Origin of the sequence: Acinetobacter sp. Brlt_5, from assembly GCF_051949055.1 — a bacterium.
GTDB lineage: Bacteria > Pseudomonadota > Gammaproteobacteria > Pseudomonadales > Moraxellaceae > Acinetobacter > Acinetobacter indicus.
The window spans coordinates 19780-36860 of sequence record NZ_JAYJLP010000009.1; the positions used below are offsets into that span (position 1 = coordinate 19780).

The following is a 17081-nucleotide window of genomic DNA, read 5'->3' on the forward strand; positions in this document are numbered from 1 at the left end:
ATGTTGATGAATCATAGGTGGATGAATCATAGCAAGACGCTCATTCTCTGTAGCTGGCTGGGACTGTTGGCCCTCAGCGGTTGTGGCAGCGTCAGCACCCCGGTCGATGGCACTCATGTCTATCATGCCGATCAGCAATGTCCGGCACTGTTAAATTTAAAGATCGGGGAAACCCTGGAATTGCGTCTGGCAGAAAATCCGGCCACCGGCTATCACTGGTCGGTGATGCAATATCCGCCCATCTTTAAGCTGGAAACCTTGTATCTACAGGCGGATGCAGAAAATGCTCAGCATGACTCCGCGCAGTTAAATGCCGCTGGAGAAAAAACCTTCCGTTTTCGTGCGCTTCAGGTCGGTGAAGGACTCATTCATTTAAAACAGGTCAGGGCGGGAGAACCGCTTCCCTTGGCAGAATGGAAATGCCGGGTGCGCGTGGCTTAAGCCCTGAACATCAGGCATAAAAAAACCTCTGTTTTAGAGGTTTTTGTTTTTTAAGGCTTATTTGGCTGTCAGCGCTTCGCCTTCAAACTGTACACCAGCCCAACCTTGCTGCATAAACTGGCGGATATTCTGATGATCGGTGGCTTCAGGCATGGCCAGTACCGCCGCATAGTGTTCAGCAAACAGGCTTAAGGTTTGCGCATGATCTAAACCATTTAATTTGGCAAAACTCAGCACTTTGGCGCTGCCCTGGTTTTCAGTGGCCGCATTGTGTTGCTGGCCATTGCTAAACGCAGTTGGCGTGTGGGTATAACGTGCATCAATATAGGCAATTACATCGGCAAAGTTCGCTTTGCCTGCATGCAGCTGGGCCAATAAATCTTGAGCCATCATGTTCTCAATCCATAGAAAAAATTGGTAAAAGCCCTGCGACAATAGCATGTTTTTTCGCAGGGGCTTAGCCTATTTCGGCCTCAATTTTTGCACCCGGCAGATGAAAAAATCTGCGCTTTGGCCCAACTTGTGGATAAAATGGCAGTTATACACATGGGAATCAACACGACATGAATTGGCTTTGGGTGGCATTGGGTGGAGCAATTGGGGCGAGTCTGCGCTATGGCCTGAGTTTGTGGCTATTTAAGCCCAGTGTGTTATTTCCCTGGCCGACCTGGTCGGTGAATCTGCTCGGCTGTTTTGCTGCCGGAATATTCTTTGCCTTCAGCCAAAAGTTCCCGGTGTTACAACAGGAGTTGCGACTGTTTTTGATGGTCGGAATTTTAGGTGGCTTTACTACCTTTTCCAGTTTTGGACTGGAAACTTTTCAATTGCTAAAACAGGGACACACTAGCGTGGCATTAATGTATGTGATCTCAAGTGTGATTTTGGGTGTGCTCTGTCTGGCGGTGGGTTTTTATCTGTTTCAGGTGCTATTAAATACGAAATAAAAAACAGGAAAATCAACTGCATAAAATAAAAAAATGAAGCCTAGCTGGAGATAAAGGTCTAGACTTCATAAAGGATGTGTATGCCAATTTTTTTCTACTGCGCGGCTTAGTCCTTGCTGCGTTTAAAACGGGCAAAGCGTTTATTGAAGCTGGCGACACGGCCTTCATTGCTGGCCTGACGCTGCTCACCGGTATAAAACGGATGCGAAGCACTGGAAATATCTAAAGTCATATAGGGATAGATTTTGCCCTGATATTCCTTGGTCTGCTGCGGCTTCAGGGTGCTGCCAATAATAAAATAGGCATCGGCATTGGTGTCGTGAAACAGCACTTCCTGATATTCGGGATGGATCTCTGGACGCATAACAATTCCTCATGTTTGTTGAATTGTATAATGTTATAACGTAACAAATAATAAGTAAAGTCAGCCCGAATGGGTCATTCGGGCTCAGTGTGGTTTTTAATATATTGTTTAAGCGTGTGGTGGAACCAGTTCTTCAAACAGATCATTTAAATTGTCATGCACTTTTAAATGAATCAGGTTCCAGTAATGACCCGATACCGTACGGTTGACCATTAAGGTATCAGGTGATGGCTTGAATACATCCCAATATTTTAACGAGGGTTTCATCAGTTCCATACCATCATGATGGGCCGAGTTTTCGGCAAAATCATAATCGGTGGTCAAAGGGCGCATCAGCACTTCCAGCCAGGCCTGATACAGTTCTGGTGGGAATTTGCCTTGCTCGGACAGGGAGTGCAGCGCGGTCAGTTCCTGTTCCATTAAGGCAATATTCTGGGCACGGCCGGCCTGAATCAGCGCTTTAAAATGCTGCACAATGTCATTGGACAAGGTCTTCACACCGCCGTAATCATAAATAATCACGCTGCCATCTTCACGGAAGGCAAAGTTACCCGGATGCGGGTCACAGTGGAAACGCTTGAGATAGAAAATTTCCTGACCAATAGCGCGAAACAGCCGGCGTCCCAATTCATTCCGGGTCGCCAGTGGCCACTGGCTGGCGGTTTCAATACTGTCACCCTGTTCCAGACTTAACGTTAAAATATGCCGGGTCGAATAGTCCTTAAAGACCTGCGGAATAATAATTTTACTGTCCAGCGCCTGATGGAAGGTACGCGCCACTTCCAGGTTTTGTGCTTCAATCTGGTAGTTCAGCTCATTGTCCAGACTGTCCTGAATTTCCTGGAACAGTTTGTCCTGCAATTTGCGGTCAATTTTTAACACACCCATTAAACGCAAGGCCAGACGCACCTGTTTCAGGTCACTTTCACAGGCTTCATCGACACCCGGATACTGGATTTTCACTACCACCTGTTCACCCGTCGGCAAAATTGCCTTATGTACCTGGCCAATGGACGCGGCGGCAAATGGGGTTTCATCAAAATGTTGGAAAATCTGCGCGAGGGGCTTGCCCAGTTCTTTTTCGATTTGTGCCTGAATTTCGGCAAAAGGCATCGGCGGTGCCTGACGTTGTAATTTGCTGATGGCCCGCGCCACTTCCGGTGGGAAAATATCTTTATATTGCGAGGCAATTTGCCCCACTTTCATGACCGCGCCTTTCATTTCTCCCAAGGTATCAGCAATCTGGATGCCAATATCCTGAAACAGTTTGCTGCGTGCGGCATTTTTCTGCTCATCATCGGCAGAAAAGTTTTTAATTGAATTGGAAACGGTTTTGGTGGCGATACTGGCGGTCATACTGGCCAGTTTCATAAAGCGACGACCCGGTGTACTAGCCGTTTTTGCCATGCGAGGTTCCTTAAGATCATCTTGACTATCTGCCTTGAGCATACCGGCAGTTGGGTGAAAAGCCTACTTTAAATTGTTAATAAGCAATTTCACTGCATACTACAAATAAAAAAGCCGGCGGTAATGGCCGGCTAGAGATGATGGGAGGCGAATCGCTTAGCTGCTTTGACTCAGGCGCTGGTTGTTCATATACAACCGGATCAGCAACAGTACACAGGCCACGCTCAAGCCGACAATCAGGCCGACCCAGACCCCGGCCGCGCCCATGCTGCCAAAGCGGGAAAAATACACCCCGACCGGAAAGGCAATGACCCAGTAGGCCAGCATGGTAATCCACATCGGGCCTTTGGTGTCCTGCATACCGCGCAAACAGCCGGCTGCACTAATTTGCCAGGCATCCATCAACTGATAGGCAATTGCAAACAGCAGCAAATACATCGCCACCTGTGCCACATCGACATCCGAGGTATAAATTGAAATAATTTCCGGACGGAACAGCCACATAAAACTCATGGTCATAAAGGCCAGCAGGGTTGCGGTAATCAGCCCCAAATACTGCACGCGGCGCATGGCAGCCCAGTTTTTTTCACCATAATAGGTGCCAATGCGGATGGTCAGTGCAATGGCTAGAGACATCGGAATCATAAACAGCTGTGAGGTCACCGACATGGCAATCTGGTGTGCTGCTACCAGCGTTTCCCCTAAGGGGCTAATCACGATGGCTGCGGTACTGAAAATACTGACTTCAAAGAAAATTGCCAAACCAATCGGCAGGCCGAGCATTAAAATCCGTTTCATCCAGTAACGGTCGATGGGTTCCCAGCGGGTGAAAATCTGGGTGCTTTGGTAGGCGCTGCTTTTGGAAATGTACAGCGCCAGGGTAATAAACATCAGCCACTGTAAAATGGCCGTGGCAAAGCCGCAGCCGGCACTGCCCAGTTCAGGCAGCGGCCCTAAACCATACATAAAGATCAGGTTCAGTGGCACCAGTACCACCAGCGCTAGCAGACTGATAACCGTCACCGGACGCGGATAACCCAGCGCCTCGGAATAGCCACGTAGCGCAGCATACATGGTCACCGCCGGCATACCAAACCCAATGGCATGCAGAAACAGTCCAGCTTTCGGTTGCAGGCTTTCTGGTACTCCAAGCAGCGGCAATAACAGCGGTGCCAGCTGTAAAATCAGGCAGGCAATCCAGCCCAAAATAAACGCCACCCATAACGATTGCCGGGCAATGGTGGCAATTTTTTCCGGTGTACGCGCACCATTGGCCTCGGCCACCAGCGGCGTGGTGGCAATCATGATGCCGCTAAACAGCAGCATCACCGGAAGCCACAGCCCCACACCGACTGCAATTGCGGCTAAATCGGTCGGTGAAAACTGACCGGCCATAATGGTATCAATTAGCCCCAGACCGGCCTGGGCAAATTGCGTCACCAGAATCGGAATCATTAAACGGAACAGTTGTTTTAATTCAAAACGTGTGCTGCCAAGCGTAGCCACAGTTATTACCCATATTCATCATGTGCTTAGAACAGAGCGATTAGCGTTGTAAAGTGAGAAGCACACCTATAAAAATCACCACGCCACCCAGAAGACGTTGCCAGTTGATGGGTGCTTTTTCTGTGCCCAGGACACCAAAATGGTCGACCAGCATCGACATGGCAATCTGGCCAAACAGGATTAAACCGGTCAGGGTGAGATAGCCGAGTTTCGGTGCTGCATAAATACTTAAACTGATGGCATAGACCCCTAACACACCGCCCAGCCACATATACCAGGGTAAATGGACGATCTCGTGCAGATTGGGTTTGGGAACCTGTTGAAAAAACACCAAAATAGCCAGCACTATTGTACCAATCAAAAACGAGAAAAGGGCAGCCTGCAAAGGAGAATATAAATATTCGCGTAGCTGGGTATTGATGGCGGTTTGCAGGGTCATGGCAATCCCGATCCCCATGGCCAGCGGCATTAAAAGCAGTAATTGCGAAGATATTTTCATCATTCTAACACGCTAATTCTTCTGTAATTTTTTCTAGTGTAGCGGTATTCGCTGTGAGATTTTATCGGTGTCCTGATGCAGTCATGTTAAAATATGCATCTTCCTTTGCTGTTTTTGAGCTTGTTCCTTGGCTGAATTGAATCCTGCGTCTGTTCCCTTGTCCCTCTATATTCACATGCCGTGGTGTGTGCGCAAGTGTCCGTATTGCGACTTTAACTCGCATGCCGTCCCGGATGGCAAACTGTCACTGGATTTAGAACAGCAATATTTACAGGCCTTGGTCGCCGATTTTAATACGCAGCTGGAATTTGCCCAGGGCCGTGAAATTCACAGTGTGTTTATTGGCGGTGGGACGCCATCGCTGATTTCAGCAGTCGGTTATCAATGGCTGTTTACACAGCTTAAAGCGCTGTTGCCGTTTCAAGACGATTGCGAAATTACCTTAGAGGCCAATCCGGGCACCATTGAACATGATCCTTTTGCCGGTTATCTGGCGGCGGGAATTAACCGCCTGTCAATTGGGGTACAAAGTTTTAATAGCGATCATCTGCAAAAACTGGGCCGGATTCATAGTCAGAGCGATGCGCTTTCAGCGATTCACTTGGCGCGTGAGGCCGGCTTTCAGCGCATTAACGTCGATTTGATGCATGGTTTGCCGGAGCAGACTTTGGAACAGGCTTTAAATGATTTAAAGCTGGCGGTCGAGCAGGGTGCAACCCATATTTCCTGGTATCAGCTGACCATTGAACCGAATACCGTGTTTTTCCGCACCCAGCCGGTATTACCGGTCGATGAAGTGCTGGAAGCGATTCAGGAACAGGGTGAGGCCTATTTAAAGGCCAATGGTTTTATCAATTATGAAGTATCGGCGTGGCGGAAGGAGCGACCTTCGGCACATAATTTGAATTACTGGCAATTTGGCGATTATCTGGCGATTGGCGCTGGCGCACATGGCAAAGTCACCCGACCAGATGGGGTATACCGTTTCCAGAAAACCCGTCTGCCAAAAGATTATCTGGCCAAGGTGCCGGCCGAGCATGGACAGTTCAAACGGATTACCGTTGAGGAGATGCCGTTCGAGTTTATGATGAATGCACTGCGCCTGAATGCCGGCGTCGATGCGAAACTTTATGCAGAACGTACCGGTTTAAGTCTGGATGATTTGGCACCGGTATTAACCTCACTACGTCAGCGCAAGTTGCTGGTGGAAGATGCCAACCGGCTGGCCTGTACCGAACAGGGGCATGTGTTTTTAAATTCAGTACTGGAAGAGTTTTTATAACAGCTCAAACTGTTGATCAGGATATTCACTGTTTTTACAGCATCCATAAAAAAGACCGCTTGCGCGGTCTTTTCTTTTTTGGCTTTGACTTAGTAGTCGAAGCTAAAATGTTCTGGTGCTAATGCTGTCATGGTTTTAGATGGATTGACCATCGCTTCGGCATGACCTTGGGTACGTGGCAATAAGCGTTCAAAGTAGAAATCTGCCACTTTGATTTTCGCTTTGTAGAATTCTGGGGTTTCTGCGCCATCATTCGATGCCAGCTTGGCCGATGCAACGGCCGCCTGCTGTGCCCAGAAGTAAGCCATCATCACATAACCCGAGAACATCAGGAAGTCGACAGAGGCACTTGAGACGATATCGCGGTCTTTACGTGCTGCCAGCATGATGCGTACCGTCAGGGCATTCCACTGCGCGCATAGCTTGGTTAAGTCCCAGGCAAAACGGCGCATGTATTTATTGCGAGCATGCTGACCACAGAATTTCAGAATTTCTGCGGTATAGTCACGAATCACTTTACCTTTTGAGGTCAGCAGCACTTTACGGCCAATCAGGTCAAGCGCCTGTACACCGGTGGTGCCTTCATACAGGGTTGAGATACGCGAGTCACGTACAATCTGTTCCATGCCCCATTCTTTGATATAGCCATGACCGCCATAAACCTGCATGCCATGGTTGGCGGCTTCATAGCCCATTTCAGTCAGGAAGCCTTTTAGAATTGGAGTATAGAAACCCAGGTGATCATCATGCTGTTCAAAGGCAGCGGTATCGCCACGCTCCAGTGCATCAGTCATTTTGTCGGCAATTTGTGCGGCATGATAAATCATGGCACGACCACCTTCAGCAATAGCTTTTTGCGTCAGCAGCATACGGCGCACATCGGCATGGTGAATAATGGCATCGGCCACTTTTTCCGGATCTTTTTTACCGGACAGGGCACGCATTGACATCCGCTCTTTGGCATACGGTAAAGCACCCTGGAAGGCCAGTTCCGCATGACAGATCCCCTGAATCGCGGTACCAATACGGGCAGTATTCATAAAGGTGAACATGGCATGCAGGCCTTTGTTCGGCTCGCCAATTAAATAACCCACCGCATTGTCAAAGTTCAGCACCGCGGTTGCTGACGCGCGAATCCCCATTTTGTGTTCAATTGAACCGCAGGTCACCGGGTTACGCTCACCTACGTCACCATCTGCAGATGGCAGGAATTTCGGTACGATAAACAGGGAAATGCCTTTGGTGCCGGCCGGAGCATCCGGTAAACGCGCCAGCACAATATGGACAATATTTTCGGTCAGGTCATGTTCGCCGGCAGAAATAAAGATTTTGGTGCCTGAAATGGCATAAGTGCCATCGGCTTGCGGTTCTGCTTTGGTTTTCACCTGACCTAAGTCAGTACCACATTGTGGCTCGGTCAAACACATGGTTCCTGACCAGGTGCCTGCCACCAGATGCGGCAGATAGGTATCTTTTTGTTCATCTGTGCCGTACTGGATAATGGTGTTGATACAGCCCACACTTAAACCCGGATACATCTGGAACGACCAGTTGGCGGTGCCCATCATTTCAGATTTGATCAGGTTTAACGACATTGGCAGGTTTTGGCCGCCGTACTGTTCCGGATAAGATAGACCTTGCCAGCCGCTTTGCACAAACTGGTCATAGGCTTCTTTAAAGCCTTTTGGCGTTTTCACTTCGCCATTTTCAAAATGACAGCCTTCCTGATCGCCGGTCTGGTTCAAAGGAGAGAGGACATTTTCACAAAAATCAGCCGCCCCTTCGAGAATCATGTCGACTGTTTCTGGATCTGCTGCTTCACCGTTAGACAAAGTTTGATAATGTGCTGGATAGTCAAACACTTCATTCATTAAGAAACGAATGTCGTGTAAAGGCGCTTTATATGCTGGCATAACATTAATCCTGATTTAAAAATAGTTTTGGATTATCTGATCGGATAGTTTGATTATTCACATTGCGCATCAAAATACATTGATGTTGAATTCAGTTAAAAATGTCAGAAAAGCGAATCAATAGAATCTTATAGACGTGGGATCAGTTCTAATTTAGGAGAAAATCCTGCCCTTGTCACCACTGTTTTTTGTATTCTATTTATTTAAATTATAACAAAATAAAACATAAGTGAGCATGATCTAGGACCAAAGCCTAATAGCGGCAAAGACGTTTAAATCTGGGCAAATCGGTTGCCATATTTGTGTCATTAAATCCAATCATAATACGGGTTAATTGTGCAGCCCAAAGGCTAGGCATAAAAAAAGAACCGTGCAAGATCGGTTCTTTTTCTGGGCAAAATCGCAGATTTTAAAGAAAATCTTTTAAATCGGGTTTGACCCCATTCCAGATTGAAAACGATTCAATTGCCTGTCCGACCAGCATGCCAAAGCCTTCCGAGGTTGGAATCTGACGGGCCTTGGCCTGTTCCAGAAAACTGGAGGGCTTGCCATAGGCCATTTCATAGGCATGTTGAAATTGCAGCGCGTCCGGCAGAATTAAAGCATCGCCACTCAAGCTGGCCGATGTCGCATTAATGACAATGTCAAACTCGCCCGCTAGTGCATCCAGACCAATGGCGGACAGTTCGGCCTGTGGTACGGCTTGCTGCAAATCAGCCACCAGCTGTTCGGCGCGCGCCAGAGTACGGTTGGCAATCACCACTTTTTTCACGCCGGCCTGAACCAGCGGATAAATCACGCCACGGGTGGCGCCGCCGGCACCAATAATCAGAATTTCGGTATTGTCCAAATTCCAGTTCAGCGCACGAATGGCATCGACCAGCCCTTGACCATCGGTATTGTCCCCATGCAGCTGGCCATCTTGCATCCACAAGGTATTTACAGCTTTGGCGGTTTTGGCCCGTTCGCTGAGTACATCACACAAGGCAAAGGCCTGTTCTTTAAACGGCACGGTGACATTCATGCCCACCCCACCTTCGGCAAAGAATTCACGAATATTGGCTTCAAAACCATCCAGCGGTGCCAGGCGTTTGCGATAGACCAGATCAACCCCGGTTTTTTCGGCAAAGGCATGATGCAGTTCTGGAGAGCGGGACTGTTCAATCGGGTTGCCCACAACGGCAAATTGTTTGCGCATTTTCACATGATCCATGTGCTGAAATGCCCATCAATATACGCCAAATCGGGCAGGGGCTAAAGCCTGCAAATGATGAACAATTGGAATAAATCCAATAAGCAAAACGACACAATCGGGTGTCGGGCAGGGAAGAGGGGGATAAGGTAAAAGAAGAGAAAATCGAATAGAGAAAAATAAAAAGATCAATAAAGCAGTCTGATCTGTAAACCTGTGACGGCTTAAGGATTACAGATATCCAAGATGGTATCTAAAACCAGCAAGACTGAAGTAAAGACCAGGGCAATCAGGGCAAAAACACTGGCCACAATCGACAGGCTGTCACTTAAAGGATGTTCGAAAATAAAGGTAATACTGAGAGAGCAGACTAGAAGACTGAGAATCAGCCAGAACAGCAGGCCTTTGTGTTGAGCAATGAAATTTTGCAGCATGGGAGCGTTCCTTAAATCGATACTGGCTCAATTCCATCTTTTGCCAGACACATTAAACCAAGACTATAGAGTCTACTCGCTTTAAATGAAAGTCTTGTGAAAAGTTGGCGAAAAAGTGTATGCAAATATATTTAAACGTATGCGACTTGCAAGCGTATGTTGCAAGAAAAAAGCTACCGGTATTTGCGGTAGCTTTTTAGAAACTTATTGTAGTTCGCGTAGCCAGTCATGCGGCTTTAAATAATAGTCGGTGAGTTTTTTCTCTGCGGAATCGGCATCCCATTCCGGGCGATAACTCCAGCCGGCCAGGTTGGGCAAGCTGACCAGAATGGATTCAATTCGGCCGCCAGTTTGCAGGCCAAACAGGGTACCGCGGTCATAAACCAGATTATATTCCACATAGCGGCCACGACGATAGAGCTGGAATTCACGCTGCGCTTCGGTATAAGGTTTATCCTGATTGCGTTTAAAAATCGGCAAAATCGCTTCCAGATAGCCATTGCCCACCGCCTGAATATACTCAAAGCAGGTATCAAAATCCCACTGGTTTAAATCATCAAAGAACAGACCGCCGACCCCGCGCTGTTCATCGCGATGTTTCAGATAGAAATAGTCATCACACCACTGTTTGTGTTCGGCATAGACTTGCTCGCCAAAGGGTGCACATAAGTCATGTGCCGTCTGATGCCAGGACAGGACATCTTCATCATTCGGATAAAACGGGGTCAGGTCAAAACCGCCGCCAAACCACCAGATCGGGTCCTGGCCTTCCGGTTCGGCCACAAATAAACGCACATTGGCATGTGAGGTCGGGACATTTGGATTTTTCGGGTGAATCACCAGGGATACACCCATCGCCTGCGCTTTGGCACCGGCAATACCGGGATGACGTTCAGTTGCCGAGGCAGGCAGTTTGGAGATGTTAATATGCGAGAACATCACCCCGCCTTTTTCAATCACGCTGCCGTTTTGTAAGACCCGGGAACGGCCACCGCCCCCTTCAGGGCGCTGCCAGTCATCAATTACAAATTCAGCCGTACCGCCGCCGGCCCGTTCCTGTTGTTCTAACGCGGCACAGATGCGCGCCTGTAAATCGAGGAGAAATTCACGTACGCGTTGAATATCAGCGGAGGTAGGATGCTGCATGATGACACTCATGAATAAAAAACAATAAGCACATCAAAGCACAGATTGGTAAAAAAATTAAGAGGGGAAGGGCTGCTGTGCGCTGCGCATGGCTGATCTAAGTGAAGAGGCAACAGCATGAGCTTCCCGATTCCCGACCAAAAGGCTAGGTTGAATTCCTGTTTTAAGCTCCGCACAATAGTGAATACGGGCCTTGTGCCCACCTCATAGGGTCAATTGCAGTGGAGCAATGTAGATGTTGAAACCGGCCAGTTCTCTCGTACAAAAATACAATGTTCCGGGACCCCGCTATACCAGTTACCCGACCGTACCGTATTGGGAAGAGGCCAGTTTTTCTAGTGAGGCCTGGCAGCAGAGCCTGCAACGGGCATTTGCTGAATCCAATGCCAGCGAAGGCATCAGCCTGTATATTCATCTGCCCTTTTGCGAAAGTTTATGTACCTTTTGCGGTTGCCATAAGCGCGTGACCAAACGCCATGAAGTGGAGCAACCGTATATTCAGGCGGTGCTGAAAGAGTGGGATTTATATTGCCAGTTGCTGCCAGACCGGCCGATGATTAAAGAAATCCATTTGGGTGGCGGCACACCGACTTTCTTTTCTGTAGCCCATTTACAGCAGCTGATTCAGGGCATTCTGGCCAAAGCCATAGTCGCGCCCGAGCATGAATTCAGTTTTGAAGGCCATCCGAACAATACCACCCGTGAACATTTGCAGGCGCTATATGATCTGGGCTTTCGCCGGGTCAGCTATGGCGTGCAGGACTATAATGAAAAGGTCCAGAAAGCCATCCACCGGATTCAGCCTTATGAACATGTGCAGCGTGTGACCGAATGGGCGCGTGATATTGGCTACACGTCAATTTCGCATGATCTGGTTTTTGGTCTGCCTTTTCAGAATCTGGAGGATGTTTTACATACCATTCAGCAGACCACCCAGTTAAATCCGGACCGTCTGGCCTTTTATAGTTATGCGCATGTACCGTGGATTAAAGGCAATGGCCAGCGCGGTTTTAAAGATGATGATGTGCCAAAAGATGAACTGAAACGTACCCTGTATGAAGAGGGCAAGAAGAAATTGCTGGCGCATGGTTATCATGAAATTGGCATGGATCATTTTGCCCTGAAAAGCGATGCCATGTATCAGGCTTTTCAGCAGGGCAGTCTGCACCGTAACTTTATGGGCTATACCGCTTCCAAAACCCAGCTGATGATTGGGCTTGGGTTATCTTCCATCAGTGATAGCTGGTACAGCTTTGCGCAAAATGAAAAGACCTTGGAAGATTATTATGCGCGACTGGAACAGAATGAAATTCCGGTATTTCGCGGGCATGTATTGACCGCTGAGGACCTGATGATTCGCCGGCATATCCTGAATTTGATGTGCAGCTTCCAGACCTCATGGGCCGAGCCAGAGATGCAGTTCCCGGAATTGCCTGAGGTGCTCAAGCAGCTGGAAGAAATGCAGGAAGATGGCTTGTTAACGCTGTTTGAGGATCATTTACAGGTTACGGAGCAGGGCAAACCGTTTGTACGTAATATCTGTATGGCGTTTGATTTGCGTTTAAAACGTAAAGTACCGAGTACCCGTATTTTCTCGATGACGATTTAATTTCACTGAATCGGCACCTGATCTAACTCGTTATATCATCATATAAGTATGGGTGAATACAGGAAGCATTGATCTTACTTTTGACGGGGCAAAAGTAAGCAAAACCCCTCTATTTTGCTGAAGGGACGTCCCTGTCCCTCAGCAAAATGGCGACCTCCCTGTCGCCGGTCATCTAAATCAATATCGGGTATGGGATTCCTTAGATCTGAGAAGAATTGTTTTAAAACTAAAAAGATGACTTAGAAGTCATCTTTTTGGTACATATGTGCCATACGCTCATGTTTGGTCTTTAAATACTGCTCATTAAACGGGTTTAAACCCACCGTTAACGGCACGCGATCCACCACATTAATCCCTTGCTCACGGAGCGCTTCAATCTTTAGCGGGTTATTGGTAATTAACCGCACCGCTTTGACTTGCAGATGATCCAGCATAATGCTGCACATATCATATTGACGGGCATCGGCTGGCAGATTCAGCATTAAATTGGCATCTACCGTGTCATGTCCCTGATCTTGCAGGGCATAGGCGCGAATCTTGTTGGTCAGGCCAATGCCGCGTCCTTCCTGACGCAAATATAAAATCACCCCTTGTCCGGCTTCATTAATCAGACGCTGGGTGGCCTGTAATTGCGGGCCGCAGTCACATTTTAATGAAGCAAAGGCATCCCCGGTTAAGCACTCGGAATGGACACGAACCAGTACTGGTTCGGTCGGGGCCTGTTCCAGACCTTTAGACAGTGCAACATGCTCTTCGCCAGTTTTCGGATCTTGAAATACAGTAATTTTAAATTCACCAAAAGCGGTTGGTAGTCTTGACGTTGCGACAAATTCTATAGGCACAGTTTTACCCGTTAAATTGTTCATGAATGCGTTAAAGTATAGCCTAATGCTCAGACATTAGTAGAATAGGATTGCTGAATTTCTGCAGAAGATTTTCTTTTTTGTAGAAAGCGAACGATAATAGTTGATAAATAGCAAGGTTATTCAGGATAATCTACGCCACCTAAACACTGCCCGACTGAAATCATTGCTCAAAACTACATCGCTAGAAATGTGGCTGATTGAAGATGGTACAATTCGACTATATGATCGAGTAACTCCCCCTTGACCTAGCTTAGGTTTTGCCAGGCTTTAGAAGGCTTTGCCACATATGTTGTATACAGAAATACCGACTCAACGCCCTGTAACACCGTTGCTGGATAGCATAGATCATCCACAACAATTACGTTTACTCGCGCAAAGCCAGTTAGCACAAGTGGCAGATGAGTTACGTCAATTCATTTTGTATGCAGCAGGGCAAAGTGGCGGGCATTTCGGTGCCAATTTAGGGGTCATCGAACTGACTGTGGCCTTGCATTATGCGTTTAATACGCCACATGACCGTCTGATCTGGGATGTCGGTCATCAGGCTTATCCGCATAAAGCCTTAACTGGACGCCGTGAACAGCTGACCACCATTCGAGCCAAAGATGGTCTGGCCGCGTTTCCGGCCCGTGAAGAATCTGAATTTGATACCTTTGGCGTCGGACATTCCTCCACCGCGATTTCTGCCGGTTTGGGCATGGCGCTGGCTAGCCGTTATCAGCAGCAGCAGCGTGAAGTGGTGGCAATTATTGGTGACGGCGCCATGACCGCCGGCATGGCCTTTGAAGCCATGAATGATGCGGTGGCGCATCAGGCCGATTTAATGGTCATTTTAAACGACAATGATATGTCAATTTCCTGCAGCACCGGTGGTTTTGCCAAACATCTGGCGGCGCTGTGGCAGCGCGGCGAAAGCGTGCATATTGATGCTGCTGGCGAGGCCTATATCCAGCCACATCCCGAGTGGAACTACACCTCACGTTTGCATTGTGCTGCAACCGATGCGGCCGATAATTTATTTAAAGCCATTGGTTTTGATTATTTTGGTCCTTTTGATGGCCATGATGTTGATCAGCTGGTCAATGTATTCCAGGCGCTGAAAAAGCGTAAAGGCCCGCGTTTAATCCACGTTTATACCAAAAAGGGCAAAGGCTTTGCCCCGGCAGAAGCGGACCAGATTAAATATCACGCAATTAGTAAAATCAACAGCAGCGCGTCTGCAGCAGCGGCACCTAAATATTCCGATGTTTTTGGCCAATGGCTATCTGATGAAGCTGCACAAGATTCACGCCTGCTGGCGATTACTCCGGCCATGTGCGAAGGTTCGGGCATGGTGCAGTTTGCCAAGCAATATCCGGAGCGTTTCTTTGACGTAGCCATTGCTGAGCAGCATGCCGTGACCTTGGCGGCCGGAATGGCCTGTGAAGGTTTAAAACCGGTGGTCGCAATTTATTCGACCTTCCTGCAACGTGGTTATGATCAGCTGATTCATGATGTGGCGCTACAAAATCTGGATGTCACCTTCGGCATCGACCGGGCTGGTCTGGTCGGTGAAGATGGTCCGACCCATGCCGGTGCCTACGATTACGCCTATATGCGCACCGTACCGAATATGGTGATTATGGCGCCAAAAGATGAAAATGAATGCCGCCAGATGCTGCACACGGCTTATCATTATCCGGGGCCGGCAGCGGTGCGTTATCCACGCGGTAATGGCGTTGGAGTCGAAATTCAGCAGCAATTGAACCTGATGGAGATTGGTCAGGCAGAAATTGTGGCGCGTTTTAATGAACAGTCGGATGAGCAGATTGCCATTTTGGCCTTTGGTAGCCGGGTCTATCCGGCCATTGAAGCAGCACAGGCATTTGCAGCCCGGCATGACATTGCCGTGCAAGTGGTGAACATGCGTTTTGTGAAACCGCTGGATGAAGCCATGATTGAACGCCTGGCTGAAAACACCCAGCTGTTTGTAACCGTAGAAGAACATGCAGTGATGGGCGGCGCCGGTAGTGCCGTCAGTGAATATCTGGCCAAGGCTCAGCTGGTCAAGCCTATTATCCATTTAGGTCTGGATGACAGCTTTATGCAACAGGCCACACATAGCCAGATGTTGCAGCAGGCCGGTCTTGATGCCGCCGGTATCGAGCAGGCCATGACCCAGGCCTGGAACAAGCTGACCGAGAGCGTTTCATCCTGAAGCAATAAATTTTAGAAACATTTATTCCCCAAAAGCCCCAATATTTGCTAAAATGTTGGGGCTTTTATGCATTATTCTTTATCAGTATCTTCAAATTTGTAGTGGGTGTTCAATGGAACCTATGGTGGTGATGGCTGCGCGTGCGGCTCAAACAGTTGGTCAAGAGCTTTTAAAAGCGCATCAGAATCGTCATAAACTCGATCTACAAGTCGAAGAAAAAGGAATTGATGGTCCAGTAACGCGTGTTGACCGTTACCTGGAACAGTTGACCATCGATACCCTACGTAAAAGCTATAAAAATCACAGTTTCTTGGGTGAAGAGTTCGGTCTGCAAGAAGGTAAAGGTCATGACGCCGATTGGTGCTGGGTGATCGATCCTTTAGACGGTACGCTTAACTTCATCAACGGTTTTCCGCATTTCTGTATCTCTATTGCTGTTCAGCACAAAGGCGTGACTCAGCACGGCGTGATCTATGATCCAGTCAAAGACGAATTGTTCTCTGCCAGCCGTGGTCGTGGTGCCATGCTTAATCAGCGCCGTATCCGCGTGAATGTTAAAGACAGCCTGGAGAATACGTTCCTGGCTGTGGGTCATGCTTACCGCGCCAAACGTAATGGTGAAGTGGTGTCGTATGCCAAAAACCATTTCGAATCATTATTGAACGTGACTGAAGCTGGTGCGCAATATCGCCGTGCAGGTTCTGCTGCGCTGGATCTGGCTTATGTGGCAGCTGGCCGTTTAGATGGCTATTTCGAGCTGGGCCTAAAACCGTGGGATATCGCAGCGGGCGAGTTAATCGTCAAAGAAGCTGGTGGTACTGTAGTGGATGCACGTGGTGGCAGCGATTCTATGGACAATGGTCAGGTACTTGCGTGTTCTATGAAAATGCTGAAGCCTTTAATGAAGGCAGTAGTACCTGCCTGGGGCGACGCGGCAAAATAATAGACGCATTGAGTGAAATGACAAGGCTTGCTCCCAAGCCCTAAAAAACAGCCCGCCCAGTCGGGCTGTTTTTTTGCCTGTTATTTGTGCTTGATTTAATTCAAGTTTAACGACTGGTACAGAAATTAACGCAAAAGTTGATTAAATTAGATGACTTTTAAAATAATCCTGCTATAATCCGCCCACGCACTTAATTTCCGTTCATTACCTGAACATTTCTCTTCTAATCATTGTGTATGCGCGTGCGGTCCAAAGAGAGGACGATATCTCGCGCCCCAATCGCTAAAGCGATTCCTTCAGGTTAAGCCGTAATCATGCGTGCGTTATATCAACATCGT

16 protein-coding genes are annotated in these 17081 nt (G+C 48.1%); 6 read left to right on the top strand and 10 right to left on the bottom strand.

Annotation, left to right across the window (positions count from 1 at the left end):
• The first annotated feature begins 21 nt into the window (after positions 1-21).
• The gene (locus tag VF685_RS07580; protein ID WP_252725426.1) at positions 22-441 is read left to right on the top strand and encodes a protease inhibitor I42 family protein; all 420 of its coding nucleotides are present in this window, start codon (positions 22-24) and stop codon (positions 439-441) included.
• A 57-nt stretch (positions 442-498) separates the two neighbouring features.
• Here the strand turns inward: VF685_RS07580 and VF685_RS07585 are convergent, their stop codons facing one another.
• Complete coding sequence (locus VF685_RS07585) at positions 499-831, bottom strand: HopJ type III effector protein (RefSeq protein WP_286384680.1); 333 nt, start codon at positions 829-831, stop codon at positions 499-501.
• A 173-nt stretch (positions 832-1004) separates the two neighbouring features.
• Between VF685_RS07585 and crcB the strand changes: the two genes are divergently transcribed.
• A complete protein-coding gene (crcB, locus tag VF685_RS07590) occupies positions 1005-1385 on the top strand; it encodes a fluoride efflux transporter CrcB (RefSeq protein ID WP_127799299.1) in 381 nt (126 codons plus the stop codon).
• 106 nt (positions 1386-1491) lie between these two features.
• On the opposite strand, the gene VF685_RS07595 is transcribed toward crcB, so the two are convergent.
• From VF685_RS07595 to VF685_RS07610, 4 genes are all read right to left on the bottom strand, one after another.
• Positions 1492-1749: a type B 50S ribosomal protein L31 gene (locus VF685_RS07595; RefSeq protein ID WP_016658507.1), complete on the bottom strand. Its 258-nt coding sequence runs from the start codon at positions 1747-1749 to the stop codon at positions 1492-1494.
• Between the two features lie 108 nt (positions 1750-1857).
• Positions 1858-3156, bottom strand: coding sequence for an ABC1 kinase family protein (locus VF685_RS07600; RefSeq protein WP_016658508.1), 1299 nt, complete (start codon positions 3154-3156; stop codon positions 1858-1860).
• 156 nt (positions 3157-3312) lie between these two features.
• Positions 3313-4611, bottom strand: a complete 1299-nt coding sequence (locus tag VF685_RS07605) for an MATE family efflux transporter (protein ID WP_075168245.1) — start codon at positions 4609-4611, stop codon at positions 3313-3315.
• 91 nt (positions 4612-4702) lie between these two features.
• On the bottom strand, positions 4703-5161 hold the full coding sequence (locus VF685_RS07610; protein ID WP_034598237.1) for a DMT family transporter: 459 nt from the start codon (positions 5159-5161) through the stop codon (positions 4703-4705).
• Between the two features lie 127 nt (positions 5162-5288).
• Here VF685_RS07610 and hemW point away from each other — a divergent pair, with 127 nt between their 5' ends.
• Complete coding sequence (hemW, locus tag VF685_RS07615) at positions 5289-6443, top strand: radical SAM family heme chaperone HemW (protein WP_286384631.1); 1155 nt, start codon at positions 5289-5291, stop codon at positions 6441-6443.
• An 89-nt stretch (positions 6444-6532) separates the two neighbouring features.
• Here the strand turns inward: hemW and VF685_RS07620 are convergent, their stop codons facing one another.
• From VF685_RS07620 to hemF, 4 genes are all read right to left on the bottom strand, one after another.
• Positions 6533-8356 carry an acyl-CoA dehydrogenase C-terminal domain-containing protein gene (locus VF685_RS07620; RefSeq protein ID WP_286384630.1) on the bottom strand — a complete coding sequence of 608 codons (1824 nt, stop codon included), beginning with the start codon at positions 8354-8356 and terminating at the stop codon, positions 6533-6535.
• A 409-nt stretch (positions 8357-8765) separates the two neighbouring features.
• Positions 8766-9554 carry a shikimate dehydrogenase gene (gene aroE / locus VF685_RS07625; RefSeq protein ID WP_075168246.1) on the bottom strand — a complete coding sequence of 263 codons (789 nt, stop codon included), beginning with the start codon at positions 9552-9554 and terminating at the stop codon, positions 8766-8768.
• Positions 9555-9772: 218 nt separating this feature from the next.
• Positions 9773-9982 (bottom strand): hypothetical protein, encoded by a 210-nt coding sequence (locus VF685_RS07630; protein WP_016658513.1) that lies wholly within the window; start codon positions 9980-9982, stop codon positions 9773-9775.
• 204 nt (positions 9983-10186) lie between these two features.
• The gene (hemF, locus tag VF685_RS07635; RefSeq protein WP_104470047.1) at positions 10187-11128 is read right to left on the bottom strand and encodes an oxygen-dependent coproporphyrinogen oxidase; all 942 of its coding nucleotides are present in this window, start codon (positions 11126-11128) and stop codon (positions 10187-10189) included.
• Between the two features lie 235 nt (positions 11129-11363).
• On the opposite strand from hemF, the gene hemN reads away from it, so the two are divergent.
• Positions 11364-12737 carry an oxygen-independent coproporphyrinogen III oxidase gene (gene hemN, locus VF685_RS07640; protein WP_127801056.1) on the top strand — a complete coding sequence of 458 codons (1374 nt, stop codon included), beginning with the start codon at positions 11364-11366 and terminating at the stop codon, positions 12735-12737.
• A gap of 239 nt (positions 12738-12976) precedes the next feature.
• Here hemN and ribA read toward each other — a convergent pair whose 3' ends face one another.
• Complete coding sequence (gene ribA, locus VF685_RS07645) at positions 12977-13579, bottom strand: GTP cyclohydrolase II (protein WP_034598236.1); 603 nt, start codon at positions 13577-13579, stop codon at positions 12977-12979.
• A 310-nt stretch (positions 13580-13889) separates the two neighbouring features.
• Between ribA and dxs the strand changes: the two genes are divergently transcribed.
• Both dxs and VF685_RS07655 read left to right on the top strand, forming a co-directional pair.
• A complete protein-coding gene (gene dxs / locus VF685_RS07650) occupies positions 13890-15800 on the top strand; it encodes a 1-deoxy-D-xylulose-5-phosphate synthase (RefSeq protein WP_005180334.1) in 1911 nt (636 codons plus the stop codon).
• Positions 15801-15912: 112 nt separating this feature from the next.
• Positions 15913-16743: an inositol monophosphatase family protein gene (locus tag VF685_RS07655; RefSeq protein WP_034597976.1), complete on the top strand. Its 831-nt coding sequence runs from the start codon at positions 15913-15915 to the stop codon at positions 16741-16743.
• Positions 16744-17081 lie beyond the last annotated feature (338 nt).